The following is a 24,948-nucleotide window of genomic DNA, read 5'->3' as shown; positions in this document are numbered from 1 at the left end:
GCCCTGAATTTCCCGGGTTCCATGGGTGACAAGCCGGCAAGAAAGGGGCAAAAATCCGGCTCGACTCAGGTCGGGTTGCGTCTTGCAAGGAATGCTCTCTTAGAATGTCGGCTGTAGCTACATCGCATCGCGCGGCGCTGCTTCTCGTTGCCGCAGCAGGATTTTTCCTGCTGACGCAGGGACACGCCGAGGCGCAATGGTGGAAACGCGCACCGGTCGATTTCGAGGAATGCGCCGACGCCGCCGAGAAGGCCGCGACCAAGGCGGAGAAAACGGCCGCCCTTGCCGATTGCAACGCGAAGTTTGCCGGCCGCCGCAAGCCGGGTGGCGGATATTCCTATTACGATTTCCTCCAGGATCGCACCTTCGACATCGCCGGTCCCAATCCGACGCCGGAGGAGCAGAAGAAGATCGACGAAGCCTATACGGCCTATCTCGCAAAGCAGCGCCGCAGCAACGAAGCGGCCCAAGCTACCGCGCGGCAGCAGCGCGAGCAGCAGGAGCAACAGGTGCAGCAGCTGCAGCAGATCGCGCTGCGGACCGAAGTCGCGCGCGTACCGGTGCCGGTCGAGCGGCCGAAGGTGCAGCAGGCCGCAGGCGCGAGGCCGAAGGCCGCGCCTTGCGCCAAGGGCTCGTTCTCCTGCGAATGGCCGCGTCTGTCGGAAAGCTTGAACGACCTGAAGAAGCTGTTCAGCCCAACGCCGAGCAAGCCCGCGAAGAAGGGGTGAGTTTCCTCGGCTTCATTCTGCTGCCGCGGCAACTTCGCTGTCGTCCCGGACAAGCGCGCCTCGAGCGCGCGTATATCCGGGACCCATAGCCACCGAATCGAATTTGGCGAAGACTCGGAGTTACTAGCCTCGCGCCCAACTACATCCTGTGGTTATGGATCCCGGATCGGCGCGCGCTTTTGAGCGCGCTTGTCCGGGACGACAGCCGAGTGTGTGGCTTCAGTTCGTGTGCTTCTTCTTGCCACGCTTCGGCTTGACCACCGGCGCTGTTGTCGTCGGCGAACCGCCCAACTGCGACCTGCTCTCCTGCAATCGCCTGTCATAGCCGGGAGAGTTCACGACCGTCGGCGGCCGCGCATAGGCGAGCGTCGATGCGCGGCCAGCGCAAGGCCGATCGTCAGACAATGCTTCATCATGCCCTCCTCGTCCTCAATCAAGCCCGCGAATCTGCTGTGGCGTCAGCCGCGGCGGACCGTTGCCGGCCGCCTCGGCTTCCTTGATCAGCCCAACAATGCGGCGCATCAGCGGCACGGCGACACGATTCTGCTCGGCGAGCGCGATGACCGCGCCTTGCAGATAGTCGATCTCGGTCTTGCGGCCCTGCTTCAAATCCTGCCACATCGAGGAGCGCGCCTCGGGATCGATCTTCATGGTCCGCCCGAGGATCGCGCTGAAGATCGTATCGGGCAATCGCAGCAGGGTCGGAGACCAGCTCATCGGAATCGGCGTCGACGACACCGGCACAATGCCGGCGGCCTTCAGTGCGGCCAGCCCTTCCGCCATCTGGTCGGCGAACAATCGTCGCCAGTCGCGATTCGCCAGTTGCGCGGCGAGCGGCATGTCGGACAGCGCGCTGAGCGCATTGTTGAGGTTGATGATCAGCTTGCCCCATTGCACGCCTGTGATGTCACGGCTCGCGCGAACCGTGAGGCCGGAGACCGAGAGCGCCGCGGCCGTGTTGTCCGGATCCTCTCCGATATGGATGTCGCCGGAGGTCGAGCGGTGGAAACGGCCATCGCCCATCGCGATCACGTTGAACGGCACCATGCCGGCGAGCACGGACCGGCGGCCGAGCCGCTCGCGCAGCACCGCGACATTGCCGACACCGTTCTGGAGCGAGACGATGACGGCGTCCTCAGGCGCATGCTGCGCGATCTGGTCGGCGACAGCGGCGGTGTCGGCGCTCTTCACCGTGACCAGCACGATGCCGGCACTGTGAAGGATAGAAGGGTCTTCCGACAGCGCGAGCTGGCCGGCGTCGAGCTTCGTCTCGGAGCCATCGAAATCAGTCAGAAGCAGGCCGAACCGCTCGATCTCGGTCTTCACCCGCGGCCGCACCAGCAGGGCGACGCGCCGCCCCGCCGCGGCCAGCATGCCGCCGGCGAAACAGCCGATGGCACCGGCGCCAGCCACCACGATCGGTCGATCCGCAACCACTGAGCTTGCTCCCTGAATGACCGGCCTTCGATAGCAGAGGCGAGGCCAGCAACCAATCGCGGTGCATCCGACTTGTAACCGTCATGACTGCCCCATATGTTTTCGCGCCGGGGGCAGTCAGCGGCGCGCGCTCGCTTAACGAGAACGCCAAGGAGAGCACCATGGGTCTACTCGACGTCCTCAACGGCATGCAGCACGGCCCGCGCGGCCCCTCTACGCCGAGCCCAGAGAAATCCTCGGGCGGCATGTCGCCGATGACCATGGCGCTGCTCGGCCTGCTCGCCTGGAAGGCGTTCAAGCATTTCTCGACCAGCCAGTCCGGCTCGGCGCCGCAACCGTCACCATCGCCCGCACCGCCGCCGGTGAACGCGGGTGCAGGCGGCGGCAGCTTGAGCGACATGCTCAAGGGCGGCCTCGGCGGCCTGCTCGCCGGCGGTGCGGCCGGCAGCATTCTGAGCGGCGGGCTCGGCGATCTCCTCAACCAGTTGCAGCAGAGCGGCCACGGCGACACCGCCAGTTCCTGGGTCGGCAAGGGCGAGAACAAGCCGATCACACCGGGCGATCTCGCCAGCGCACTCGGTGCCGACCAGATCGAGAGCCTGTCCGCCCAGAGCGGCCTGTCGCGCGAGGAACTGCTCAATGGCCTCAGCCAGTATCTGCCTCAGGTGGTCGACCATCTGACGCCGGATGGACGGCTACCGACCGAGAACGAGCTCTCGGGCAGAATCTAGTCGGACCTTGATCGACACGCTTTCGGGAAGGGGAGCAAAATCATGAGCATGGGCGGCCTGTTGTGGATCATCCTCGTCGGCTTCGTCGCCGGCCTCATCGCGCGCTGGCTGGCGCCGGGGCCGAACAATCCGAGCGGCTTCATTCTCACCACCATCCTCGGCATCGCCGGCGCGTTCCTGGCGACCTTCGTCGGCCAGGCCATCGGGCATTACAGCCCCGACCAGGGTGCCGGCTTCATCACCGCGACGATCGGCGCGGTGGTGGTGCTGTTCATCTGGCACCGCCTGGTGGCGAGCGGCGTGATCAAGGGGTAGTCACCGTCACGTTGTAGTGCGACCTATCAACCAGCTCGGTGGTCGTTCCGGACAAGCGCGCCCTAAGCGCGCGCCGATCCGGGACCCATAGCCACAGGGAGGAGTTTGGCGAAGACTCGGAGTAACCAGAGTCGCGCGGCAACTCCTCCCTGGGGTTATGGGTCCCCGCCTTCGCGGGGACGACGACCGAGAGCGCCGCGCGAGCTCACGTAATCAAATGCATCCCCGCATCCATGCGCACGACCTCGCCGGTCATGTTGCTGGAGGCCGGCATCGCCAGGAAGCAGACGAGCTGGGCGATGTCCTCCGCGGATGATGCGACCTTCAGCGGCACCTTCGCCACGACGCTGTCGCGCACCTGCTTGGCCTGCGCCTCGCCACGGCCCTTGGTGAACCAGGGCGTGTCGATATAGCCGGGGCACACGGTGTTGACGCGGATCAGCGGCGCCAGCGCGCGCGACAGCGACAGCGTCATGGTGTTGAGCGCACCCTTGCTCGCGGCGTACGCAATCGACGAGCCGACGCCGCTGATGCCGGCGACCGAGGAGACGTTCACGACCGCAGACGGCCGCCCCGAAGCCTTGGCGGCGGCTTCGAGCAGGCTGCGCGCCGCGCGCACCATCTGGAACGGGCCGATGGTGTTGACGCCATAGACCCGCTGGAAGTCTTCGGCCGACAGACCGTCGAGATCGGCGTGAGCCACATGCTTGGTGGTGCCGGCATTGTTGACGAGGATGTCGAGCCGGCCCCAGCCGCTCGCCGCCGCGACGATCTTGCGGCAATCCTCATCCTTGGAGACGTCGCCCTGTGCGACCAGCACCTCCGCGGCGCCGGCCTTGCGGCAGGTCTCGGCCGTCGCCTCGGCTTCCTTCTGGCTCGACGAATAGTTGATGACGAGCCGCGCCCCGCTGCGGGCGAGAATTTCCGCAGTCGCTGCACCCAGCCCGGATGCGGACCCCGTCACGATTGCGCACAAGCCGTCTTTGGCCATCCGGATTTCCTTCCCCTGTAGTTGTAGCGTCCTGTTTAGCGAGTTTGCTGCGCCCTGCAAATCGAGCAAACTCCGTTAAGCGGAATTAGCATTTCCTGGAGCCTGGCCCCATGCCGGCGCCGCAGATGGACCTGCGATCAACGCTTGTCAGGGCCATGGCTTTTTCCGATCATCGGGCGCAAGAAGAGACTGCGCGCTGGCCGATCAGACCGGACGCGCCAATGGCAAGATACGGGGAACGCTGTGGCGGAGAGTGACAATATCGTCGTCGAGACCGCGGAGAAGATCTTCGCCGATCTCGCCGACCCGCAAACCATTAACAATGACAAGACGAATTCCTGGCAGGCGCCGCTGTGGCAGGCGCTGAGCGAAGCCGGCCTGCCGCTGTCCTGGGTACCGGATGATCTCGGCGGCTCGGGCGCGAGCCTCGCCGACGGCTTTGCGCTGCTGAACGCCGCCGGCCGTTTCGCGGTCGCGGTGCCGCTGGCCGAGACCATGCTGGCCGGCTGGCTGCTGGCGCAGGCCAAGATGGCTTCGCCCGAGGGTGAGATGACGGTCGTGCCGGCGTCCCCGAAGGACCGCATCAGCCTCGATGCCGACGGTGCGCTCTCCGGCCGCGCGCGCGGCGTGCCCTTTGCCAAGACGGCGAAGCATTTTGCGGTGCTGGCGCACGGCAAGGACGGCGTTTCCATTGCACTGATCGACGCCGCCAAGGCGCGGGTCGAGGCCGGGCTCAATGTCGGCTACGACCACAGCGACACCGTCACCCTCGACAAGGTCCAGCCCATCACCATCAAGTCCGCACCGAAGGGCTTCGAGCAGACCCATCTGATGCTGATGGGCGGCGTCGCGCGCAGCCTGCAGATCGCCGGCGCGCTGGAATCGATGCTCGACATCTCCGTGCGCTATTCCAACGAGCGCGTCGCCTTCGAGAAGAAGATCTCGAAATTCCAGGCGGTGCAGCACAATCTCGCCCGCCTCGCCGGCGAATCCGCCGCGGCTCTTGCGGCCGCGACGTCCGCCGCCGATGCCATCGCCAATGCAACATCGTTCAACGACGAGATCTATCTCGAAGCCGCCTCCGCAAAGATCCGCTGCGCGGAAGCTGCCGAGAAAGGCGGCGGTATCGCGCATCAGGTCCATGGTGCGATCGGCTTCACCATGGAGCACATCCTGCACCGCTATTCGCTGCGCGCGCTGGCCTGGCGCGACGATTTCGGTTCGGAAAGCTACTGGGCCGTCGAGCTCGGCAAGCTCGTCGCAAACCGCGGCGCCGACGAATTGTGGCCGCTCGTGGCATCGCGCTGACCAGGGGACGAGACAACAATGACCGCTGCCCTCCGTTTCGATCCGATCCGCCTGCCGGAGAAGTGCGAGCAATTGCGCAAGGAAGTTCGCGCCTTCCTCGCCGAGGAGATCGCCGCCGGCACCTTCGATCCGCACAAGCCCAACCGCGAGGACACCGACGCGCCGGAATTTTCCCACCGGGTCGGCGCCAAGGGCTGGCTCGGCATGACCTGGCCGAAGAAATATGGCGGCCAGGAACGCTCCTTCCTCGAACGCTACGTGGTGACCGAGGAGATGCGCGTCGCGAACGCGCCGACGCGGCGCTTCTTCGTCGCCGACCGGCAGAGCGGGCCGGTGCTTTTGAAATACGCACCCGAGCACATCAAGATGGAGATCCTGCCGCGGATCTGTCGCGGCGAGATCTGCTTTGCTATCGGCATGAGTGAGCCGAACTCGGGCTCCGACCTGTTCGCGGCAAAGACGCGCGCGACCAAGACCGACGGCGGCTATCTCATCAACGGCACCAAGATCTGGACCTCGTCGGCGCATATCGCCGACTACATGATCGCGATTTTCCGAACCTCGCCGCCGACCAAGGAGAACCGCCGCCACGGCCTGACCCAGTTCCTGGTCAAGATGAAGCAGCCAGGCATCAAGGTGAACCCGATCGGCCAGATCACCGGCCAGTATGAGTTCAACGAGGTCGTCTTCACCGATCACTTCATCCCCGATGATCACGTGCTCGGCGAAGTGGACGGCGCGTGGAAGCAGGCGACGAGCGAGCTCGCCTATGAGCGCTCGGGTCCCGAGCGCTTCCTCGAAACCTATTACGTGCTGACCGAGCTCGTTCGTGCGGTCGGTCCCGATCCGGACACGCGCAGCGCGGAAGGAATCGGCCGACTGGTTGCGCAGCTCCACACCATGCGACGCATGTCGGTCTCGGTGGCCGGCATGCTCGAGGCCGGCAAGGAGCCGGTGGTCGAGGCCTCCATCGTCAAGGACATCGGCACGATCTGGGAGCAGCAGCTGCCGCACCGCGTGCGCGATCTCGCCGCCTTCGTCGAGGAGACCGCGACCAACCGCGAGACCTTGGAGCGGCAGCTCGACTTCGCGATCAAGACCGCACCGAAACTCACCATCCAGGGCGGCACCACCGAGGTGCTGCGCGGCATCATCGCCCGCGGGCTTGGCTTGCGCTAAATGGGATCGAAACCCTCGCCTCGCGCTTCGTCCACCTCTCCCTATGGGAGAGGTGGTTCTTCGCTACGGATGCATCGAGATGTTTGGAGACTATCTATGAGCACCTATCAAGATATCGGCGTCGAGAAGGTCGGGCATGTCGGCACCATTGAGATCCGCCGCCCGCCGCTCAACTTCTTCGACATTTCGCTGATCAACCAGATCGCGGACGCGCTCGAGGAGTTCGACCGCGATATCGAGATCCGTGCCTCCGTGCTCTCGGCGCAGGGCAAGGCGTTCTGTGCCGGCGCCAATTTCGGCGATCCGGCGCGGCAGGCGCAGGAAGCGCGCGAGGCCGAGAAAAAAGGCGATCCGGCCGACAGTCTCGGGCCGATCAATCATCTCTATATCCAGGCCGTGCGCATCTTCCGCGCCAAGAAGCCGATCGTCGCCGCCGTGCAGGGCGCGGCCATCGGTGGCGGACTCGGGCTTGCCGTGTCGGCCGATTTCCGCGTCACCTGCCCCGAAGCGCGCTTCTCCGCCAATTTCACAAAGCTCGGCTTCCATCCCGGCTTCGGCCTGACCGTGACGCTGCCCGAGCTGATCGGCAAGAACAACGCCGAGCTGATGTTCTACACCAGCCGCCGCGTCACCGGCGAAGAAGCCTACAAATGGGGCCTCGCCAACGAGCTTGTGCCGCAGGACCAAGTCAAGGCGGCCGCGATGAAGCTCGCCGGCGAGATCGCCGAATGCTCCCCGCTCGGCCTGCTCTCCACCCGCGCGACGATGCGCAAGGACCTCGCCGACCGCGTGATGGCCGCGACCAACCACGAACTCGCCGAGCAGACGCGGCTGCGCGCGACGGAGGATTTCAAGGAAGGCGTCAAAGCCACGGAAGAGCGCCGCGTGGCGAATTTCAAGGGGCGGTGATCGCGACGACGAACGTCCTCTTCTTCCTTCTCCCCTTGTGGGAGAAGGTGGCGCGCAGCGCCGGATGAGGGATTGCTTCAGCGCATTCAAACGCAGGAGATTTACTCGCGGAGAGAGACCCCTCACCCGTCTCGCCGCTACGCGGCGATCCACCCTCTCCCACAAGGGGAGAGGGTGCAGCGCAGTCAACTCACGCGGAACGTCACTCCGCCGAGCAAGAACTCATTGCCCGCAACCGCGAGGCCCTTGGCCTTGGCGGTATGCAGCACCTGCGCCACGTCAGTCACACGAAATTCCAGCGCGCTCATGATCTCGCTGGCGCCCTTGACGAAGCGAAAGGTTGCGTTGGGCAGCTTCAGTTCGGCGCCGGTCGGCGCGACGCCGATGATCCTGCCCCAGTGCTCGGCGAGCCCTTGCGGATCCGGGCTCTGCATCTCCACCGCCGTCAGCGCCTGCGTCACATCCTTGCGGATGAACTTTTGCCAGTCCGGTCCGGCCGGAGGATAGGGGCCGAGACTATCGTCGCTGCCGTCGGTGTGATTGAACTCGATGAAGGCGGCGCGGCAGTCACGGGGGTGGAGCTGCACGCCGTGATAGGGCGCGTGGTCGATGACGTTGGCGGTGCGCACGCCGAGCGCATTGGCGTTGCGGCCGCGCGCGTCCGGATCGTCGCAGCAGAAGATCGCCATGTAGCCGCCGCGGCCGCCGGTCTTCTCGATGAAGCGGCCGGCCGTGGTGCCGTCCTTGAACGGCGCGACCACCTCCAGCAGAATCGTGTCGACCGGGAGCAGCGCATTCTCCAAGCCGTATTTGGCGACATTGCCGTCGCGATAGCAGACCGCAAGGCCCATGATCCGACTGATATCCGTGATGACGGGCTCGAGCTGCGGCGCGACCAGACAGATCTGACGCAGCCGGATATAGGGCGGCATGGTCATGCGCCCCTAAAGGTCGGCTTGCGCTTCTCGACAAAGGCCTTGGCAGCCTCCTTGTGGTCCTCAGTGTCGCCGCAACGGGTGTGATGGATCGCCTCGCCGTCGAAGCAATCCTCCAGCGCCAGATGCTCGGCATTGTTGATGTTGCGCTTGATGAAGCCGAGCGCGATCGAGGGACCCTGCGCCAGCGACAGCGCGAGCTCGTGCGCGGCCGCGTCGATCTCGGCGTCGGGCACGACCTTCGTCACCATGCCGATCGCGTGCGCTTCCCTCGCCGTGAGCACCGGCGACATCAGATAGAGCTCGCGCGCCCGCGCGCTGCCGAGCAGCTGGGTGAGGAAATAGGTGCCGCCGTAATCACCGGAGAAGCCGACCTTGGCGAAGGCTGTCGTGATCTTGCAGGATTCGGAGGCGATCCGCAGGTCGCAGGACAGCGCCATCGACAGGCCGGCGCCGGCCGCCGCGCCGTCGAGCTGGGCCACGACGGGCTTCGGCATCTGATGCAGGATGCGCGAGACCTCCATGCCGCGGCGGAGATTTGCGAGCTTCTGCTCGAACGGCAGCGGCGCGCGCCCCTGCGCCATCGACTTGACGTCGCCGCCGACGCAGAACGAGCCGCCGGCGCCCTTGAACAGCACCGCCCGCACCTCGGGATCATCAGCCGCGCGCCGTGCCGCCTCGACCAGCCCGGCGACCATCTCGGGGTTGAGCGCGTTCTTCCGCTCCGGGCGATTCATGGTGATGGTGAGCAGCCCGCCTTCGAGCTTTTGCAGGACCATGTCGTTCATGGGGACGTCTCCCTTGTTTTTCTTTCGTCATTCCGGGGCGCGCCCCTTGGCGCGAACCCGGAATCCATTCCTCAACCGTCACTGCCGCGCGATGGATCCCGGGTTCGCTTCGCGCCCCCGGGATGATGTCGTGACTTACGTCACGCCGTCACTTCCTCACCAGCGGGCAGCGCGACTGCTCCAGCGACTGGAACGCCTCGTTGCCGGGGACGGTGGCGAGCAGCTTGTAATCGTCCCACCGGCCCTTGGACTCCGACGGCTTCTTCACCTCGAACAGGTACATGTCGTGGATCATGCGACCGTCCTCGCGGATCTTGCCGTTCCTGGCGAAGAAGTCGTTGATCGGCGTCTCCTTCATCACCTTGATCACCGCCGCGGCGTCGGTGGTGCCGGCCGCCTTCACGGCTTTCAGGTAATGCGTGACGGAGGAATAGACGCCGGCCTGCGCCGAGGTCGGCACGCGCTTGGTGCGCTCCATGAAGCGCTTCGAGAAGGCACGCGTGTCGTCGTTGAGATCCCAGTAGAACGCTTCCGCGAGCAGCAGGCCCTGCGCGGTCTCGAGCCCGATCGAATCGATATCGGTGACGAACGCGAGCAGCGGCGAGACCTTCTGGCCGCCCTTGGTGATGCCGAACTCCGCCGCCTGCTTGATGGCGTTGATGGTGTCGCCGCCGGCATTCGCGAGCCCGATCACCTTCGCCTTGGAGGCCTGGGCCTGGAGCAGGAAGGACGAGAAATCCGACGTGTTGAGCGGATGGCGGACGCTGCCAAGCACCTTGCCGCCGGTCTTGGTCACGACGGCACTGGTGTCCTTCTCCAGATCCTGGCCGAAGGCGTAGTCGGCGGTGAGGAAGAACCAGCTGTCGAGGCCCGACTTCACCGCCGCAAGACCGGTCACATTGGCCTGGCCGTAGGTGTCGAACACGTAGTGGATGGTGTAGGGACCGCAGGCCTCGTTGGTGAGACGGATCGAGCCCGGCCCGTTGAACATGACGATCTTGTTGCGCGCTTTCGCGATCTCGCCGGCGGCAAGCGCGGTCGCGGAGGCCGCGACATCGTAGATCATCTCGACGCCCTGATTGTCCAGCATGTCGCGGGCGATGTTGGCGGAGAGATCGGCCTTGTTGAGATGGTCGGCCGCCAGCACCTGGATCTTGCGTCCCAGCACCTCGCCACCGAAATCCTCCACCGCCATCTTCGCCGCAGTCTCGCTGCCGGGGCCGGTGATATCCGCATAAAGGCTCGACATGTCGAGAATGCCGCCGATCTTCAGCGGCGGCTTGTCCTGAGCCTGTGCGGCGCTCGCGTTGAGGGCAATCGCGGCGGCAAAAATGCCGGACAAAACACTCTTCATCGAAAACGACCTCCCTTATCGCGCCGTGCTCTGATGGCGGCTTGGTTATTGGTGTTGCCGCAATCATGCCGCATGCGCAACAGTGCAGCAAGCGCGGGAGAGATTAGAAGCGCGCGTTGCCGCGCATGTTTTCCGCAAAGCGGAATGCTGAGAAGACGCAAGATGTCTCGGCATCGTCATTGCGAGGAGCTCTTGCGACGAAGCGTGACGAAACCTCTTCGCGCCGCACTACGCATGAGATATGGTCGCCACGCAACGCAACCTTTCCGGGTCACGTGACGCAACGGCTTCGCCTCATCGTCGCATGTCTTGTCGCAAGTAGCTCGGCATTCGCGAGCCCCTGCCAGTTCGAGTCCCAAGGCGAAGGCCGTGTCGCTGCCATCGTCGATGCGCGCAGCCTGCGTCTCGATGACGGGCGCGAGATCCGCCTCAGCGGCATCGCGCCGACCGCGACCACGAAGCAGGCGCTGACCGCGCTGCTCGCCGGCCGCGACGTGATGCTGCGGAGCGCTGACGACACGCCCGATCGTTACGGCCGCCAGGGCGCACTGGTCTTCATCGGCGAAAGCGACACCTCGGTGCAGGCCATGCTGCTCGCCCGGGGCGAGGCGATGGTCTCCGCCGAAATCGTGGACAAGGACTGCGCGGCGGCCCTGATGGCGTCCGAAGCCGCAGCCCGGCGCCAAAAAATGGGCAGCTGGGCTGACCCGTCGGCCATAAAAAACGCGGAAAGTCCGGACGATATTTTGGCGGAGATCGGGCGCTTTGCGGTAATCGAGGGCAAAGTCCTGTCGGTCCGGCAAGCTGGGGCAACGACCTACCTCAACTTCGGACGAAACTGGACACGTGGCTTTGCCGTGACTATTTCAAAGCGCACGCTCGCGGCGTTCGAAAGCGCTGGTGTGGCCCTTAAGTCCCTGGAAAATCGACGTATTCGCGTTCGGGGCTGGGTTGAGGGGAATACGGGGCCACGCATCGATGTGCGCCTCGTGGGGCAGATCGAGTTGCTGAGCGCAAACGAGCCGACAGGGGTAAGGCCTTAACGCAGGCCGGGCACGGGTCAGACGACGTGAATGGGGTGCTAGAACGGCACGGACTGGTCGATTGCCGCCGCCTGCGGGCTGCGCCGGCCGTGCTTTGTCTTGCGCTGGGCGGACTTCTCGCCGGCTGCGGCGATATGGGCCGGTTCCAGACTGCGGCGACCCCGGCAGCCGTCGCGATGCCGAAGCCGAAGCCCGCCGTCGCCCAGACCCCGGCCACCGAGAAGGAGCACGAGCGCATCCTGGCGAGCTATGGCGGGACCTATGACGATCCCAAGCTCGAGGCGCTCGTCAGCAAGACCGTCGACCGGCTGGTCGCGGCTTCCGACCGGCCCGACCAGGGCTACAAGGTCACCATCCTCAATTCCGGGGCGGTGAACGCCTTTGCGCTGCCCAACGGCCAGCTCTATGTCACGCGAGGCCTGCTAGCGCTCGCCAGCGACACCTCCGAATTGTCCTCCGTGCTCAGCCACGAGATGGCGCATGTGCTGTCCAAGCACGCGGCGATGCGCGAGGACCAGGCCCGCCAGGCCGCGATCGTCACCCGCGTCGTCACCGACATGAGCAACGATCCCGACCTCACCGCGCTGGCGCTGGCCAAGACCAAGCTCACCATGGCGAGCTTCTCGCGCAAGCAGGAGTTCGAGGCCGACGGCATCGGCGTCGGCATTTCCGCCAAGGCGCATTTCGACCCTTACGGCGCGGCGCGCTTCCTGTCCGCAATGGAGCGAAATGCCGAGCTGAAGGCCGGCAAGAGCTCGCTCGATCCGCGCGCGCAGGATTTCACCTCGTCGCATCCGGCAACTCCGGAACGCGTGCAGAACGCGCAGAACATTGCCCGCCAATACACTGCGCCTGAAGGCGCCGAGCGCGATCGCGAAAGCTATCTCGCCGCGATCGACAACCTCGTCTATGGCGAAGACCCCAGCGAAGGCTTCGTCCGCGGCCGGCGCTTCCTGCATCCGAAGCTCGGCTTCACCTTCCAGGCGCCGGATAATTTCACACTCGACAACACCGCGCAGGCCGTGATCGGCGTGCGCGAGGGCGGCGCGCAGGCGATGCGCTTCGACGTCGTGCGCGTGCCGGCCGAACAATCGCTCGGGGACTATCTCAACTCCGGCTGGATGGAAGGCGTCGAGAAGGCGTCGACCGAGGATCTCACCATCAACGGTTTTCCGGCGGCGTCCGCCACCGCCAAGGGCGACCAGTGGCAGTTCAAGGTCTATGCGCTCCGCTTCGGCAGCGACGTCTATCGCTTCATCTTCGCGACGCGGCAGAAATCGACCGAGAGCGAGCGCAACGCGCGCGAGACCGTCAACTCGTTCCGCCGCCTGACACTCGACGAGATCCAGGCCGCGCGCCCGCTGCGCATCAAGGTCATCACCGTGCAGCCCGGCGATACCGTGGAATCGCTCTCCCACCGCATGGCCGGCGTCGATCATCCCGCCGAGCGTTTCCGCGTGCTGAACGGCCTCGATCGCACCGCGCAGGTGAAGGTGCGGGACCGCGTCAAGATCGTGGCGGACTGACGCCGCGCCCCAAGCCGCGCCTCATCCCACTGAAGACAGTCTTGCCCGCGGCTTCCCCCGCACCATGATCAGCGCCGCCGCCATCACCTCCAGCGCGATGCAGAGATAGAAGGGCAGCGTATAGCCGCCAGAGAGATCGTGCAGGAAACCGACCACGCCGGGACCGAACGCGTAGGTCACCTGGTTGATGGCGGTGTTGAGGCTGATCAGCACGCCGAAGGCGGCGGAGTCGAACTCCTGCTGCACGATGAGCGAGGGCAGCGTGATGAGGTTGCCGACCGAAAAGCCGAACACGGCGCAGGCAGCGATCAGCACGTAATCGTTGTGCAGGTTGATGACGACGAGAAGCGCGGCGGCCTGGCTGAGGAACGATAGCGCGGATGCGAGGCGCTGATCGAGGCGGTCGATCACCAGCGAGAACAGCACGCGGCCGACCACCGCCATCGCGGTCAGCACCGCGACGGCGACGGCGGCGCGCTCGCGCCCGATCACGGGATCGAGGAACGAGATCAGATGCACGATGAAGCCGACCTGGGCGAACAGCACCAGGGCGAAGGCGATCGTCACCGTGAGAAAACCGACGTCACGCAGCGCGAAGGCGCGGATCTCCGCCGATGATTGCGGCTTCGCCTTGGCGGTCGCGTGCCGGCCGTGGCGATCGGGCGGGCGGCCGACGAGAAGGAGGATGACGGGCACGAGCAGCACCAGCATGGCGCCGGCGGCGGCGTACATCCCACTGGCAAAGCCGATATGGCCGATCAACGCGACCAGCAGCGGCACGCCGGCGATGCCGCCAAAGCTGGCGCCGTTCAGCGCGAGACTGATCGCCATGCCGCGCCTCTCGTCGAACCACAGGCTGATCGTGTTGGTGATCATGGCAAGACTGGTGCCGGCCCAGCCGAAGGCGAGCACGGCATCGGCGAGATAGAGCTGCCAGGGCTCGCGCACCGCGCCGATCGCGACCGCGGCCGCGGCCATCGCCAGCGTCCCGGCGATGAGGCTGAGCCGCGGACCGTATTTGGTGACGGCTTCGCCGACGAAGACGACGAGCAAGGCGCCGAACAGATAGAAGAAGGTCGTGCCCGACGAGATCAGCGAGGCCGACCAGCCGTGGGCGCGCTGCAGCTCGGCGACATAGACGCTCTGGCCATAGAAGCCGAGGCCCCAGCCGAAGGTCGCGAGCAGGAAGCAGACGGCGACGATGCGCCAGCCTTCGTAGCGGAACGAGGATTCGTCGAGCTTGGGATGTCGAGAATTATCGAGCATATCGCCTACTCCGTCATGCCCGGGCTCGTCCCGGGCATCCACGTCCTTCGATCCGCGCGCCTAAGACGTGGATGGCCGGGACAAGCCCGGCCATGACGCATCTAATTAGTCGTCTCCGAAAATCACTTCGACCTGGATCGAAGTGTCAACGCTGCTGACAGCCTCTTGCCAAACTAGACCGCGTCGGGGAACTCGCCCATGGCCGCCTCCAGGCGCGCCTTGCGGCGGCGGCGGGCCCAGGAGACCAGCGAGAGCACGGCAAGACCCAGCACCACCGGCGGGAACACCACGAGGTTTACCGCGGACCAACCGTAATTGGCGAGCAGCTGGCCCGACGAGAACGAGCCGATCGCCATCATGCCGAACACCAGGAAATCGTTGAAGGCCTGCACCTTGTTGCGCTCCTGCGGGCGATGCGTCTCCAGCACCAGCGCGGAGGCGCCGATGAAGGAGAAATTCCAGCCCACGCCGAGCACGATCAGCGTCGCCCAGAAATGCATTGCCGTGAGGCCGGAGAGACCGATGGTGGCGGCGCCCGCTTCCAGCAGCAGGCCGGCGGCGACGATCTTCGGGGCGCCGAAGCGCGCGATCAGCGTGCCCGTGAAGAAACTCGGCCCGTACATCGCAACGATGTGCCATTGCAGGCCGAAATTGGAATCGGACACGGACAGGCCGCACAGCTTCATCGCAAGCGGCGCCGAGGTCATGACCAGGTTCATCATGGGATATGAGATGACGCCGCACAGCGCCGCCGCGATGAAGCGCGGCTGGGACACGATCGTGAGCAGCGGCCGGCCGCCGTGCAGATCGGCCGGCGCCGGCTTCGGCATGTCGACCCCGGCGACGATGCCCATCGCGATCAGCGCGACGGCGGCCTGCACCAGGAAGCTGAAGGCGAACAGATAAGGCTGCCAGACATCCATGGTCCATTGCACGAGCTGCGGACCGAGCACGCCGGCGAACACGCCACCCGCCATCACCCAGGACACGGCCTTGGGCCGGTAGGCCGCACTGGCGCCGTCGGCCGCCGCGAAGCGATAGGATTGCGCCACCGCGCCGTAGAGGCCGCCGAGGAAGGTCGCCAGACAAAACAGCGCGAACGAGCCGTGCAGGATCGCGAACGAGCCGAGCAGGCCGGTGAGCGCGCCGAGACCCGTGCCGATGACGAAGGCGGCGCGTCGGCCGAAGCGGCGCGAGATCGCACCGGTCGGCAGGGTGCCGGCGGCGAGCCCGACCACATACATCGAGATCGGCACGGTCGCGAACGACATGTCCGGGGCGAGCGTGGCGCCGACGATCGCACCGGTGGCGAAGATCACCGCCGAGTTGGCGCCGGTCAGCGCCTGCGCGGCGGCGAGGCGCACCACGTTGGCGCGCACGCGGGCATCGTCGGCGATCTCATTGGCAGCAGTCACGTCCAGCATCGGCATTTCCGCCCGAAGGGCTCGGTTGATTCGCGGCACTATGGAGGGGTGCGAGAGGGCCGGCAACCGGCGCAAACGGGCGCGGGCCATGCCCCTGACGCAATCGCTGGAATGATAGCGCTGCGCACCCTTGACGGCTTGCGCTCGATCAAATCCTATCCGGGCGCGATCTTCGCGGGAGTTACGTTCATGTCCGCCAGTGACAGGCCCACGCTTGAAGCTCCCGACGACGATCCCTGGCTGTGGTTGGAGGAGATCGAGGGCCGGCAGGCGCTCGATTTCGTCGAGCGGCAGAACAGCCTGACGCTGCAGGCCTTCGGCGGAGCGGGCTTCGAACGCGACCGCGATATTCTCGCCGGCATCTACGATCGTCCCGACAACGTTCCCTATGTCGGCCGGCGCGGCGATCGCCTCTACAATCTCTGGAAGGACGCGGACAATCCGCGCGGCCTGTGGCGGCGGACCACGCTGGAAGAATTTCGCAAAGCCGCGCCTGCCTGGGAAACCGTGCTCGACATCGACCAGCTCGCTGCCAGCGAGGACGAGGACTGGCTCCTGAGCTGGATCAGCTCGAGCCCGCAGCATCAACGCGTCATCCTGAGCCTGTCGCGCGGCGGGAGCGATGCCGTCACTTTGCGCGAGTTCGACATCGACACCAAGAGCTTCGTCGCCGATGGCTTCGTGCTGCCGGAAGCCAAGGGCGGCGTCGACTGGCTCGACGCGGATACGCTGCTGCTCTCCAGCGCCTATGGCGCGAACATGGCGACGACATCAGGCTATGCCAGAACGATCCGGCTGTGGCGGCGCGGCGAGCCGGTCGAGCAGGCGCAGGTGATCTTCGAGACGACCGCCGAGCGGATGCGGGTCTATTGCAGCGTCGACGACACTGGTCCTGCGCCGCGGGCCTGGATCGTCGACCAGCTCGATTTCTTCAATCTTGCGATCTGGCTGCGCGACGCTGCCGGCGCGCTCACCAAGCTGGATCTGCCGACCGGCGTCTGGATGCAGGCGCATGGCGACTGGTTCGCGATGAAGCTGCGGCAGCCATGGACCATTGCCGGGCGAACCTTCGCGGCGGACAGCGTGCTCGGCATCTCGCTGTCGGCCTTCCTCGCCGGCGATCGCGACTTCACCGTGCTGTTCGAACCCGGGCCGCGGCGCGCATTGCAGGGCCTGTTCTGGACCGCGGGCAAGCTCGTGCTGCCGATCCTCGACGAGTTGCGGCCGGTGCATGAGGTCCGCACGCCCTCGCCCACCGGCTGGGCTCGTACGACACTGCTGGGGCTTCCCGATATCGGCGTGGTCGACGTCTGGCGGCTCGATCACCACGAATCCCAAGGCAATGGCGATCTGCTCGCCAATGTGCAGGATCCGCTGACGCCGCCCGCGCTGCTGCTGCTCGAGCGCGGCGTCGCAAGCCCGGTCGTGCTGAAGCAGGCGCCGAAGACCTTCACGCCCGATGGCCTCGTGGTGACGCAGCACGAGGCGATCTCCGTTGACGGCGAGCGTATCCCCTATGTGCAGACCGGCCCCGCTGGCGAGACCGGCGATGCGCCGGTTTATCTGAGCGCCTATGGCGGTTTCGGGGTCTCGGTGAAGCCGTATTACAACGCCTCGCTCGGCAAACTATGGCTGGAGCGCGGCGGCACGATTGTGCAGGCGAATTTGCGCGGCGGCGGCGAGTTCGGCACGCGCTGGCACGATGCCGGGCGGCTTGCCGGCAAGACGCTCTCACACGACGATTTTGCCGCGGTCGCCGCCGATCTCGTCCGCCGCGGTGTGACGAGCGCAAAACGCATCGCCGCCCAGGGCGGATCGAACGGCGGCATCCTCATCACCAACATGCTGGTGCGCTACCCCGAGCGTTTCGGCGCGCTGTTCTGCACCATCCCGCTGATCGACATGCGCCGCTACACGAAGCTGCTCGCGGGCGCGAGCTGGATCGCGGAATATGGCGATCCCGACAAACCCGACGAATGGGAATGGCTGAAGACCTATTCGGCCTATCACAACGTCAGGGACGGCCAGTCGTACCCGCCGATCCTGATCGCGACCACGCGGCGCGACGACCGCGTCCATCCCGGCCATGCCCGCAAGATGGCGGCAAAGCTGCAGGCCATGGGCTATGAGGCCTGGTTCTACGAGCCGGCCGCAGGCGGGCACGGCTACGGCAAGGACAACAAGGAGCGCGCGGGATTCGAGGTGCTGGGTTATCGGTTCTTGAGGGAGAAGATCGGGTGGCGGGATGAGACCGACTGAAGCGACTTGCAGGGTGATGGTCACGGTCGGTTCTTGCCTCTCCCGCTTGCGAGAGGGGCCGACGCGCGCTCGAAGAGCGCGGCGGGTGAGGGCTTTCTCCTCAAGGAGAGTATCGCATTGCGGAGACACCCTCTCCCCAACCCTCCCCCGCAGGCGGGGGAGGGAGCGCGCCTTTTGCGTGGCTAGCGCGCGAACACCAGCGTCAGATTGTTCGCGGGCATCTCGATCGTATCGACCAGGCCGAGGCCTGCCGCCTTCGCGAGCTTCTCGACGTCGATGACGTCGCGCACGCCCCATTCGGGATTGCCCTCGCGCAAGGAGGTGTCGAACACCGCGTTGCTGAGCGCGGTGTGCTTGCCGTCGCGCTTGAAGGGGCCGTAGAGGAACAGCTTGCCGTCACGGCGCAAATAACGGCCGGCGCCGGCGAACAGGCCTTCGGCCACGGCCCAGGGCGCGATGTGAATGACGTTGGCGCAGAACACGGCCGCGAGGCTGGTCGGCCCCTGCCCGCTTTTCATTTCCGGGCACCAGTCCGGATCGGTGAGGTCGATGCGCAGGGGTGGGCGGATGTTCGGCAGGCCCGCATGCACGCGCCAGGCTTCGATGCTCTTGAGGTGGCGCTGGTTGAGATCGCTCGGCCACCAGGTCAGGCCGGGCGTGTGGCGGGCGAAATGCACCACGTGCTGCCCGGTTCCACTTCCGAGTTCCACGACGTTGCCGGTCGCATCCGCGAGGTGCTTTTCCAGCGCTGCCCAGATCGGTTCGTGATTGCGATGGAAGGCCGGCGCATCGAGCCGGCCATCCGGCTCGACCCGTCCGCCATCCCTGCCGAATTCGACCACATATTCAGCCAAGTGACGTCCCCAAAAAATGCGAACCAGAAAAGAGGGCCTGGAGGGCCAAACGTCCGAAGAACAATTTGCTAGTCCCAACCCAACTGATGAACGAACTATCTCAGCGGTTGCAATACGGAGGATATTAACCCCATTTTGCCGCCTGCATAGTCTAGATTGCCAGGCGATGCCCTTTGTGCTTTTGAACAATTCCGCAAATGAGATCATCGACATAACGCTCGGAACGATGCCTTGACCGCCTTTCCTTGCAAGCCCGCCCTGCTCGTTGCGCTGGCCCTCCTCACCGGCGCGACTGTGGCCCCGGCGCGGGCGCAGTCCACCGTGGCCGAGGGCCAGAAACTCGCCTTCGACCGCGGCAAGGGCAATTGCCTGACCTGCCACGTCATCAAGGGCGGCGACCTGCCCGGAACGATCGGGCCGGAACTGAAGGACCTCAGGGCTAAATACCCCGATCGCAACGAGCTGGTTGCGATCATCTTCGACGAGACCAAACGCAATCCGCAGACCATGATGCCGCCGTTCGGCCGGAACCGGATTTTGACCGAGCAGGAGATCAACGCGATCGTTGATTTCCTGCAGACCCTGTAACGGCTGGCGACCCCAGGAGATTTGAGATGACCACGACCACCGGCCCTCATCCGACGCGGCGCCTGATCCTTCAGGGCGCAGCCTCCGTCGCGCTGCTCGGCCTCGGCAATCTACCGTTCGCAGCCGCGCCTGCGCGTGCGGCGGCGAACGACAAATACCCGGAAGAGGCGTTCAAGCAGAAGAGAGAGGCCGATGCGATCAAGGCGCTCTACGGCAGGACCGCCGAGCCGTCGGACAAGGTCAAGCTGGATGCGCCGGAGATCGCCGAGAACGGCGGCGTCGTGCCGATCTCGGTGACGACGACGCTGGACAAGGTCACCTCGATCTCGTTCTTCGTGGCAGAGAATCCGTTCGCGCTCGCGGCAAGTTACAAGATTCCCGACGGCACGATTCCTGCCGTCGCCAACCGGCTGAAGATGGCCAGGACCACCAAATTGGTGGCGATCGTGGAAGCCGACGGCAAGCTCTACAGCGCGAGCAAAGAGGTCAAGGTCACCGTCGGCGGTTGCGGCGGTTAAGCGAGGCAGTTCGACATGGCATCAAGCATTCGCGTACGCGCAACGTCCAACGGCGACATCACCGAGGTGCAGGCGCTGATCCAGCACCCCATGGACACTGGACTGGTCAAGGATTCCAAGGGCGAGCTGATCCCCGCGCATTTCATCCAGCAGCTGAAGTTCGAATGCAACGGCAGGGACGTTTTCGTCGCCGATTGGGGCACCGCGGTCTCCAAGGACCCCTACGTCAAGTTCAGCTTCAAGGGCGCCAAGAAGGGCGACGAGATCAAGATCTCCTGGACCGACAACAAGGGCGGCTCGGACACGACCACCGCGAAGATCGCGTGATGAAGACCCGCGTCCATCTCCTGCTTGGCTCGCTTGGCGCCGCGCTCATCGCGTTCGCGCTCGCCTCGCCGCGCGTGATCGCTGCCGACAAGGTCGATCCCGTCGCCGACGCCAAGGCGTTCCAGAACTTCTTCTTCCAGAAGTTTCCGAACGTGAAGCACGAGGATTTCGTCAACGGTCCATATTCCATGAACGAGGATATGAAGCGGCAGTGGCAGGAAAAGGAGGAATTCCCGCCTTACGAATTCGCGCTCGATGCCGGCAAGGAGATGTTTGCGACGCCATTCAAGAACGGCAAGACCTATGCCGACTGCTTCCCGAACGGCGGCATCGGCATCCGTCAGAACTATCCCTATTTCGACACGAAAGAAGGCAAGGTCATCACGCTGGAGCTCGCGCTCAACCGCTGCCGCGAGGCCAATGGGGAAGCGCCCTATTCCTACGTCAAGGACGAGATGGCCTCGCTGACCGCCTACATGGCCTACACCTCGCGCGGCAAGCTGATGGACATCAAGATCCCCGATGATCCCCGCGCGCTGGCGGCGTTCGAGAACGGCAAGCGGTATTTCTACACGCGGCGCGGCCAGATGAATTTCTCCTGCGCGAGCTGCCATGTGCAGAGCCCGGGCGAGCGCATCCGCGCCGAGACCCTGGCCCCGGCGCTCGGCATCCTCAACGCGATGCCGATCTACCGCTCGGAATGGAGCGGCATGGGCACGACCAGCCGCCGCTTCGTCACCTGCAACAGCCAGACCCGCGCGGTTCCGCTGGAGCCGCAGTCGGATGAGTATCGCGACGTCGAGTATTTCCTGTCCTACGTCGCCAACGGTCTGCCGATCTCGGGGCCGGGAGCACGGCCATGAAGCAGTCACTTAGCTTGGCCTTGCTGCTCGCCTTGAGCCTTGCGCCGTCCGCGCGCGCGGCGAATGAGGCGGACTACAAGGCGGCCTATGCCGCCGCCGAAGCCGCCTCCAAGGAGGCGGCCGGCATGCGCAACCAGTGGACGGTGACCGTATCTGCGCTGGCGGCCGCGAAGAAGGCTGCCGACGGCGGCGATTTCGACCGTGCGGTGGCTGCAGCGAGGGAGGCCGAAGCGCTGGCGAAGGCGTCGATCTTCCAGGCTGTTTCCGAAAAAGAAACCTGGAAGGCGATGGAAATCCGCTAGACTGCCCCGCGGTGAACGCAGTCCCTACGAGAGGCGCGGAGAATTCTTGAATGGCGATCCGCCGCCGCGATTTCCTGAAATACGCGGGCCTTGGCGCCGCAACGATCGGCCTGCCGCGGCTGGCCCGCAGCGCTGAGACCGCGGGCATCTACGAGCTCGAACGGTTCGGCAATGCGCGGATCCTGCACATCACCGACACGCATGCGCAGCTCAATCCCGTCTATTTCCGCGAGCCCAGCGTCAATATCGGCATCGGCGAGATGGCGGGACGGCCGCCGCATCTGGTGGGCCGCGCCTTTCTCGAACACTTCGGCATCCGTTCCGACAGCGCCGATGCCTATGCCTTCACCTGCTTCGAGTTCGAGAAGTCCGCAGGCCGCTTCGGCAAGCTCGGAGGCTTTGCCCATCTGAAGACGCTGGTCGATCGCCTGCGCGCCGATGTCGGCGAGAGGCGTTCGCTGCTCGTCGACGGCGGCGATCTCTGGCAGGGCACGGGGCTGGCCAACCTGATGCAGGGCCGCGACATGGTCGAAATCGCCAATCTGCTCGGCATCGAGGCGATGACAGGGCATTGGGAATTCACCTATGGCGAGCAGGCGCTCCGCGACAATCTCGAGCGCTTCAAGGGCGAGTTCCTGGCGCAGAACGTGTTCCTGACCGAGGAGGCCGCGTTCAACGATGCCCCCGCCTTCGACAAGGCCACTGGACGCGTGTTCAAGCCTTCTGTCATCAAGGAGCTCGGCGGGCATCGCATCGCGATCGTCGGCCAAGCCTTCCCCTACACTCCGATCGCGCATCCCAGGAGGTTCACACCGGACTGGAGCTTCGGGATCCGCGAGGAGGAGTTGCAGAAGCATGTCGATGTCTTGCGCGGCACCGACAAGGTCGACGCCGTCGTGCTGCTGTCGCACAACGGCATGGACGTGGACCTCAAGCTCGCCAGCCGTGTCACCGGCATCGACGTCATTCTCGGCGGCCACACCCATGATGCCGTGCCGCAGCCGATGCCAGTGAAGAACGCAGGTGGCACGACGCTCGTCACCAATGCCGGCTCCAACGGGAAATTTCTGGGTGTGCTCGATCTCGCGCTCGACAGCGGCAAGGTGAGCGACGTCAGGTATCGTTTGCTGCCGGTCTATTCGGAGCTGCTGAAACCCGATCCGGCAATGGCCGAGCTGATCGGCCGGGTCCGCGCGCCGCACGTGGCCGATTGGTCGGAAAAGATCGCGATACCCGACCGGCTGCTTTATCGCCGCGGCAATTTCTCCGGGCCCATGGACGAGCTGATCTGCACCGCGCTGCGCACCGAGCTCAATGCCGAGATCGCGCTGTCGCCGGGCTTCCGCTGGGGCGTCACCGCGCTGTCCGGTCAGGCGATGACGATGGAGGATCTGCTGGCGGAAACCGCGATCACCTATCCCGAGACCTATGTGCAAGAGATGACGGGGGCCCAGATCAAGGACCTGCTCGAGGACGTCTGCGACAACCTCTTCAACTCCGATCCCTACTACCAGCAGGGCGGCGACATGGTGCGTGCCGGCGGGCTCAGCTACACCTGCACGCCGGACGCCGCGATCGGCAGCCGCATTTCGGAGCTGAAGCTCGGCAGCGGCAAGGCGCTCAGCGCCAGCAACCGCTACAAGGTCGCGGGCTGGGCTTCGGTCAACGGCCAGCAGGGCGCGCCGGTGTGGGACGTGGTCGGCAAATATCTGCGCTCGGGTCGCATGCTTCAGGAGCGACTCGGCTCCGGCGTGACGCTGAAGGGGGTCGAGGGTAATCCAGGCATTGCAGGACTGGGATGATGCGGTCGCAGCTCTTATCCGCGATCACGCTAGCTGTAACAAGAATCTTCTAAATTTCCTTGTTTATGCAGTAAATTAGTTCTCTACCCAGCCGTATTGTAGTAGAATCTTGGAAGTCAGTTCCAAGCCGGGTCCTGCCATGATCTTCCGCCAGCTCTTCGACAGTGTTTCGGGCACCTACAGCTATCTCCTCGCCAGCCGCCCCGGCGGCGAGGCGCTCATTCTCGACCCTGTGCTGGAGAAGGTCGACCGTTACTGCCAATTGCTGCGCGAACTCGACCTCAAGCTGGTCAAGGCGGTGGACACGCATCTGCATGCCGACCACGTCACCGGCCTCGGCGAGCTGCGCAACCGCACCCATTGCATGACGGTGATGGGCGATCAGACCAAGGCCGACGTCGTCGCGATGCGGGTGGCCGACGGCGACAAGGTGACGATCGAGGGCCTGTCGCTCGAGGTGATGTACACGCCAGGCCACACCGACGATTCCTATTCCTATCTGATGGGCGACCGCGTCTTCACCGGCGACACGCTCCTGATCCGCGGTACCGGCCGCACCGATTTCCAGAACGGTTCGGCACGCGCGCAATACGATTCGATCTTCAACCGCCTCTTGAAGCTGCCGGACGAGACGATGGTGTTTCCGGCCCACGACTACAAGGGCGACACCGTCTCCACCATCGGCGAGGAAAAGCGCTACAATCCGCGGCTCCAGGTGCGCTCGGTCGACGAATATGTCGAGCTGATGGCCAACCTGAAGCTGCCAAATCCGAAGATGATGGACGTAGCGATTCCCGCCAACATGCATGTCGGCCTGCATCAGGAAGAACTGGAGAAGGAAGGCCGCGCGCTCAGCGCGATCGAGGCGATCCGCAGCCTCGGCCGGCCCGACATTCTGCTGGTGGACTTGCGCGAGACCAATGAGCGGATGAAGCACGGCATGCTCGAAGGCGCGCTGCACACGCCCTATCCTTCGATCGAGGAGAGCCTCAAGCCCGGCGGCATGCTGCGCGAGGTTGCGGCCGCAACGGGGCGCCGCGTGGTGTTCTTCTGCGCCTTCGGCGAACGCTCGGCGATGGCCGTTGCGGCTGCAAAGGAGGCCGGGCTTCTCAATACCGCGCATATCGCCGGCGGCCTCGATGCTTGGAAGAAGGCAGGCGGGCCGGTGGTGCAGTGACGACCTCGTCGCCCCTTGAGATAAATCAGGCGCCGCACATATTTGGCGGGTAGATTCGGATGCAGCATCACCATCCGGGACCAGCCATGGCCAAGACCGGCAAGCCGAGCGAGCCGCCCAAGATCCCCGAGAACAAGCCCGCGGATAGCAGGGCGAAGAGGGCCCCGCGCCGGCGCGAGAGCGATGACGAGGATTACGAAGACGGCGATATCGCAACGCCGAAGCGCGACCGCTATGGCCCGGACGACGAGCCGTTGTGAGGGTGTAGCTACGCTCCTGCGCTCTCCAGGGGACGACGGCGTGAAGGCACACCTACCCGCGGCC

The 24,948-nt window shown here is 65.1% G+C and carries 25 protein-coding genes and 1 pseudogene; 17 read left to right on the top strand and 9 right to left on the bottom strand.

Translation table 11 applies throughout. From position 1 onward, the window contains the following. The first annotated feature begins 104 nt into the window (after positions 1 to 104). Positions 105 to 728, top strand: a complete 624-nt coding sequence (locus tag HZZ13_RS25090; RefSeq protein ID WP_197962176.1) for a hypothetical protein — start codon at positions 105 to 107, stop codon at positions 726 to 728. Between the two features lie 219 nt (positions 729 to 947). Here HZZ13_RS25090 and HZZ13_RS37680 read toward each other — a convergent pair. Next, positions 948 to 1,141, bottom strand: a pseudogene (locus tag HZZ13_RS37680) (hypothetical protein). Between the two features lie 16 nt (positions 1,142 to 1,157). Continuing rightward, entirely contained in the window at positions 1,158 to 2,165 is a 1,008-nt protein-coding gene (locus tag HZZ13_RS25085; RefSeq protein WP_197962175.1) for a 2-dehydropantoate 2-reductase, read from the bottom strand. Between the two features lie 161 nt (positions 2,166 to 2,326). Here HZZ13_RS25085 and HZZ13_RS25080 point away from each other — a divergent pair, with 161 nt between their 5' ends. Together HZZ13_RS25080 and HZZ13_RS25075 are read left to right on the top strand one after the other, a co-directional pair. Further along, complete coding sequence (locus HZZ13_RS25080; RefSeq protein WP_197962174.1) at positions 2,327 to 2,896, top strand: YidB family protein; 570 nt, start codon at positions 2,327 to 2,329, stop codon at positions 2,894 to 2,896. Between the two features lie 42 nt (positions 2,897 to 2,938). Continuing rightward, entirely contained in the window at positions 2,939 to 3,211 is a 273-nt protein-coding gene (locus HZZ13_RS25075; RefSeq protein WP_197962173.1) for a GlsB/YeaQ/YmgE family stress response membrane protein, read from the top strand. Positions 3,212 to 3,416: 205 nt separating this feature from the next. On the opposite strand, the gene HZZ13_RS25070 is transcribed toward HZZ13_RS25075, so the two are convergent. Continuing rightward, on the bottom strand, positions 3,417 to 4,202 hold the full coding sequence (locus HZZ13_RS25070) for an SDR family NAD(P)-dependent oxidoreductase (RefSeq protein WP_197962172.1): 786 nt from the start codon (positions 4,200 to 4,202) through the stop codon (positions 3,417 to 3,419). A gap of 243 nt (positions 4,203 to 4,445) precedes the next feature. Here HZZ13_RS25070 and HZZ13_RS25065 point away from each other — a divergent pair, with 243 nt between their 5' ends. From HZZ13_RS25065 to HZZ13_RS25055, 3 genes are all read left to right on the top strand, one after another. Further along, positions 4,446 to 5,510: an acyl-CoA dehydrogenase family protein gene (locus HZZ13_RS25065; protein WP_197962171.1), complete on the top strand. Its 1,065-nt coding sequence runs from the start codon at positions 4,446 to 4,448 to the stop codon at positions 5,508 to 5,510. A gap of 18 nt (positions 5,511 to 5,528) precedes the next feature. Then, on the top strand, positions 5,529 to 6,689 hold the full coding sequence (locus HZZ13_RS25060; RefSeq protein ID WP_197962170.1) for an acyl-CoA dehydrogenase family protein: 1,161 nt from the start codon (positions 5,529 to 5,531) through the stop codon (positions 6,687 to 6,689). A 96-nt stretch (positions 6,690 to 6,785) separates the two neighbouring features. Continuing rightward, entirely contained in the window at positions 6,786 to 7,598 is an 813-nt protein-coding gene (locus tag HZZ13_RS25055; protein WP_197962169.1) for an enoyl-CoA hydratase/isomerase family protein, read from the top strand. A gap of 185 nt (positions 7,599 to 7,783) precedes the next feature. Here the strand turns inward: HZZ13_RS25055 and HZZ13_RS25050 are convergent, their stop codons facing one another. The 3 genes from HZZ13_RS25050 to HZZ13_RS25040 form a co-directional block, all read right to left on the bottom strand. Then, complete coding sequence (locus HZZ13_RS25050; RefSeq protein WP_197962217.1) at positions 7,784 to 8,530, bottom strand: VOC family protein; 747 nt, start codon at positions 8,528 to 8,530, stop codon at positions 7,784 to 7,786. 2 nt (positions 8,531 to 8,532) lie between these two features. Further along, entirely contained in the window at positions 8,533 to 9,321 is a 789-nt protein-coding gene (locus HZZ13_RS25045; protein ID WP_172786579.1) for an enoyl-CoA hydratase, read from the bottom strand. A 148-nt stretch (positions 9,322 to 9,469) separates the two neighbouring features. Next, positions 9,470 to 10,675, bottom strand: a complete 1,206-nt coding sequence (locus tag HZZ13_RS25040) for an ABC transporter substrate-binding protein (protein ID WP_197962168.1) — start codon at positions 10,673 to 10,675, stop codon at positions 9,470 to 9,472. Between the two features lie 116 nt (positions 10,676 to 10,791). On the opposite strand from HZZ13_RS25040, the gene HZZ13_RS25035 reads away from it, so the two are divergent. Beyond that, positions 10,792 to 11,718 carry a thermonuclease family protein gene (locus HZZ13_RS25035; RefSeq protein ID WP_246504552.1) on the top strand — a complete coding sequence of 309 codons (927 nt, stop codon included), beginning with the start codon at positions 10,792 to 10,794 and terminating at the stop codon, positions 11,716 to 11,718. Positions 11,719 to 11,753: 35 nt separating this feature from the next. Continuing rightward, positions 11,754 to 13,244 carry a M48 family metalloprotease gene (locus HZZ13_RS25030; protein ID WP_197962215.1) on the top strand — a complete coding sequence of 497 codons (1,491 nt, stop codon included), beginning with the start codon at positions 11,754 to 11,756 and terminating at the stop codon, positions 13,242 to 13,244. Positions 13,245 to 13,265: 21 nt separating this feature from the next. Here HZZ13_RS25030 and HZZ13_RS25025 read toward each other — a convergent pair whose 3' ends face one another. After that, complete coding sequence (locus tag HZZ13_RS25025; RefSeq protein WP_197962167.1) at positions 13,266 to 14,510, bottom strand: MFS transporter; 1,245 nt, start codon at positions 14,508 to 14,510, stop codon at positions 13,266 to 13,268. Between the two features lie 173 nt (positions 14,511 to 14,683). Beyond that, entirely contained in the window at positions 14,684 to 15,934 is a 1,251-nt protein-coding gene (locus HZZ13_RS25020; protein ID WP_197962166.1) for an MFS transporter, read from the bottom strand. A 189-nt stretch (positions 15,935 to 16,123) separates the two neighbouring features. Between HZZ13_RS25020 and HZZ13_RS25015 the strand changes: the two genes are divergently transcribed. Then, positions 16,124 to 18,193, top strand: a complete 2,070-nt coding sequence (locus HZZ13_RS25015) for a prolyl oligopeptidase family serine peptidase (protein WP_197962165.1) — start codon at positions 16,124 to 16,126, stop codon at positions 18,191 to 18,193. 182 nt (positions 18,194 to 18,375) lie between these two features. Here HZZ13_RS25015 and HZZ13_RS25010 read toward each other — a convergent pair whose 3' ends face one another. After that, positions 18,376 to 19,047, bottom strand: a complete 672-nt coding sequence (locus HZZ13_RS25010) for a DUF938 domain-containing protein (protein ID WP_197962164.1) — start codon at positions 19,045 to 19,047, stop codon at positions 18,376 to 18,378. 258 nt (positions 19,048 to 19,305) lie between these two features. Between HZZ13_RS25010 and soxX the strand changes: the two genes are divergently transcribed. From soxX to HZZ13_RS24970, 8 genes are all read left to right on the top strand, one after another. Further along, positions 19,306 to 19,635 (top strand): sulfur oxidation c-type cytochrome SoxX, encoded by a 330-nt coding sequence (gene soxX, locus HZZ13_RS25005; protein ID WP_197962214.1) that lies wholly within the window; start codon positions 19,306 to 19,308, stop codon positions 19,633 to 19,635. 26 nt (positions 19,636 to 19,661) lie between these two features. Then, on the top strand, positions 19,662 to 20,153 hold the full coding sequence (gene soxY / locus HZZ13_RS25000) for a thiosulfate oxidation carrier protein SoxY (RefSeq protein ID WP_197962163.1): 492 nt from the start codon (positions 19,662 to 19,664) through the stop codon (positions 20,151 to 20,153). 15 nt (positions 20,154 to 20,168) lie between these two features. Beyond that, positions 20,169 to 20,480, top strand: coding sequence for a thiosulfate oxidation carrier complex protein SoxZ (gene soxZ, locus HZZ13_RS24995; protein ID WP_197962162.1), 312 nt, complete (start codon positions 20,169 to 20,171; stop codon positions 20,478 to 20,480). Further along, positions 20,480 to 21,343: a sulfur oxidation c-type cytochrome SoxA gene (gene soxA / locus HZZ13_RS24990; RefSeq protein WP_197962161.1), complete on the top strand. Its 864-nt coding sequence runs from the start codon at positions 20,480 to 20,482 to the stop codon at positions 21,341 to 21,343. The genes soxZ and soxA overlap by 1 nt, the downstream gene beginning before the upstream one ends. Further along, a complete protein-coding gene (locus HZZ13_RS24985; RefSeq protein WP_197962160.1) occupies positions 21,340 to 21,645 on the top strand; it encodes a hypothetical protein in 306 nt (101 codons plus the stop codon). The genes soxA and HZZ13_RS24985 overlap by 4 nt, the downstream gene beginning before the upstream one ends. Before the next feature lie 50 nt (positions 21,646 to 21,695). Then, positions 21,696 to 23,447: a thiosulfohydrolase SoxB gene (soxB, locus tag HZZ13_RS24980; protein ID WP_197962159.1), complete on the top strand. Its 1,752-nt coding sequence runs from the start codon at positions 21,696 to 21,698 to the stop codon at positions 23,445 to 23,447. A 139-nt stretch (positions 23,448 to 23,586) separates the two neighbouring features. Further along, on the top strand, positions 23,587 to 24,624 hold the full coding sequence (locus tag HZZ13_RS24975; protein WP_197962158.1) for an MBL fold metallo-hydrolase: 1,038 nt from the start codon (positions 23,587 to 23,589) through the stop codon (positions 24,622 to 24,624). 86 nt (positions 24,625 to 24,710) lie between these two features. Beyond that, entirely contained in the window at positions 24,711 to 24,884 is a 174-nt protein-coding gene (locus HZZ13_RS24970) for a hypothetical protein (RefSeq protein ID WP_197962157.1), read from the top strand. Positions 24,885 to 24,948: the final 64 nt, after the last annotated feature.

Origin of the sequence: Bradyrhizobium agreste (assembly GCF_016031625.1) — a bacterium.
GTDB lineage: Bacteria > Pseudomonadota > Alphaproteobacteria > Rhizobiales > Xanthobacteraceae > Bradyrhizobium > Bradyrhizobium agreste.
This window is presented reverse-complemented; position numbering and strand designations above follow the sequence as displayed.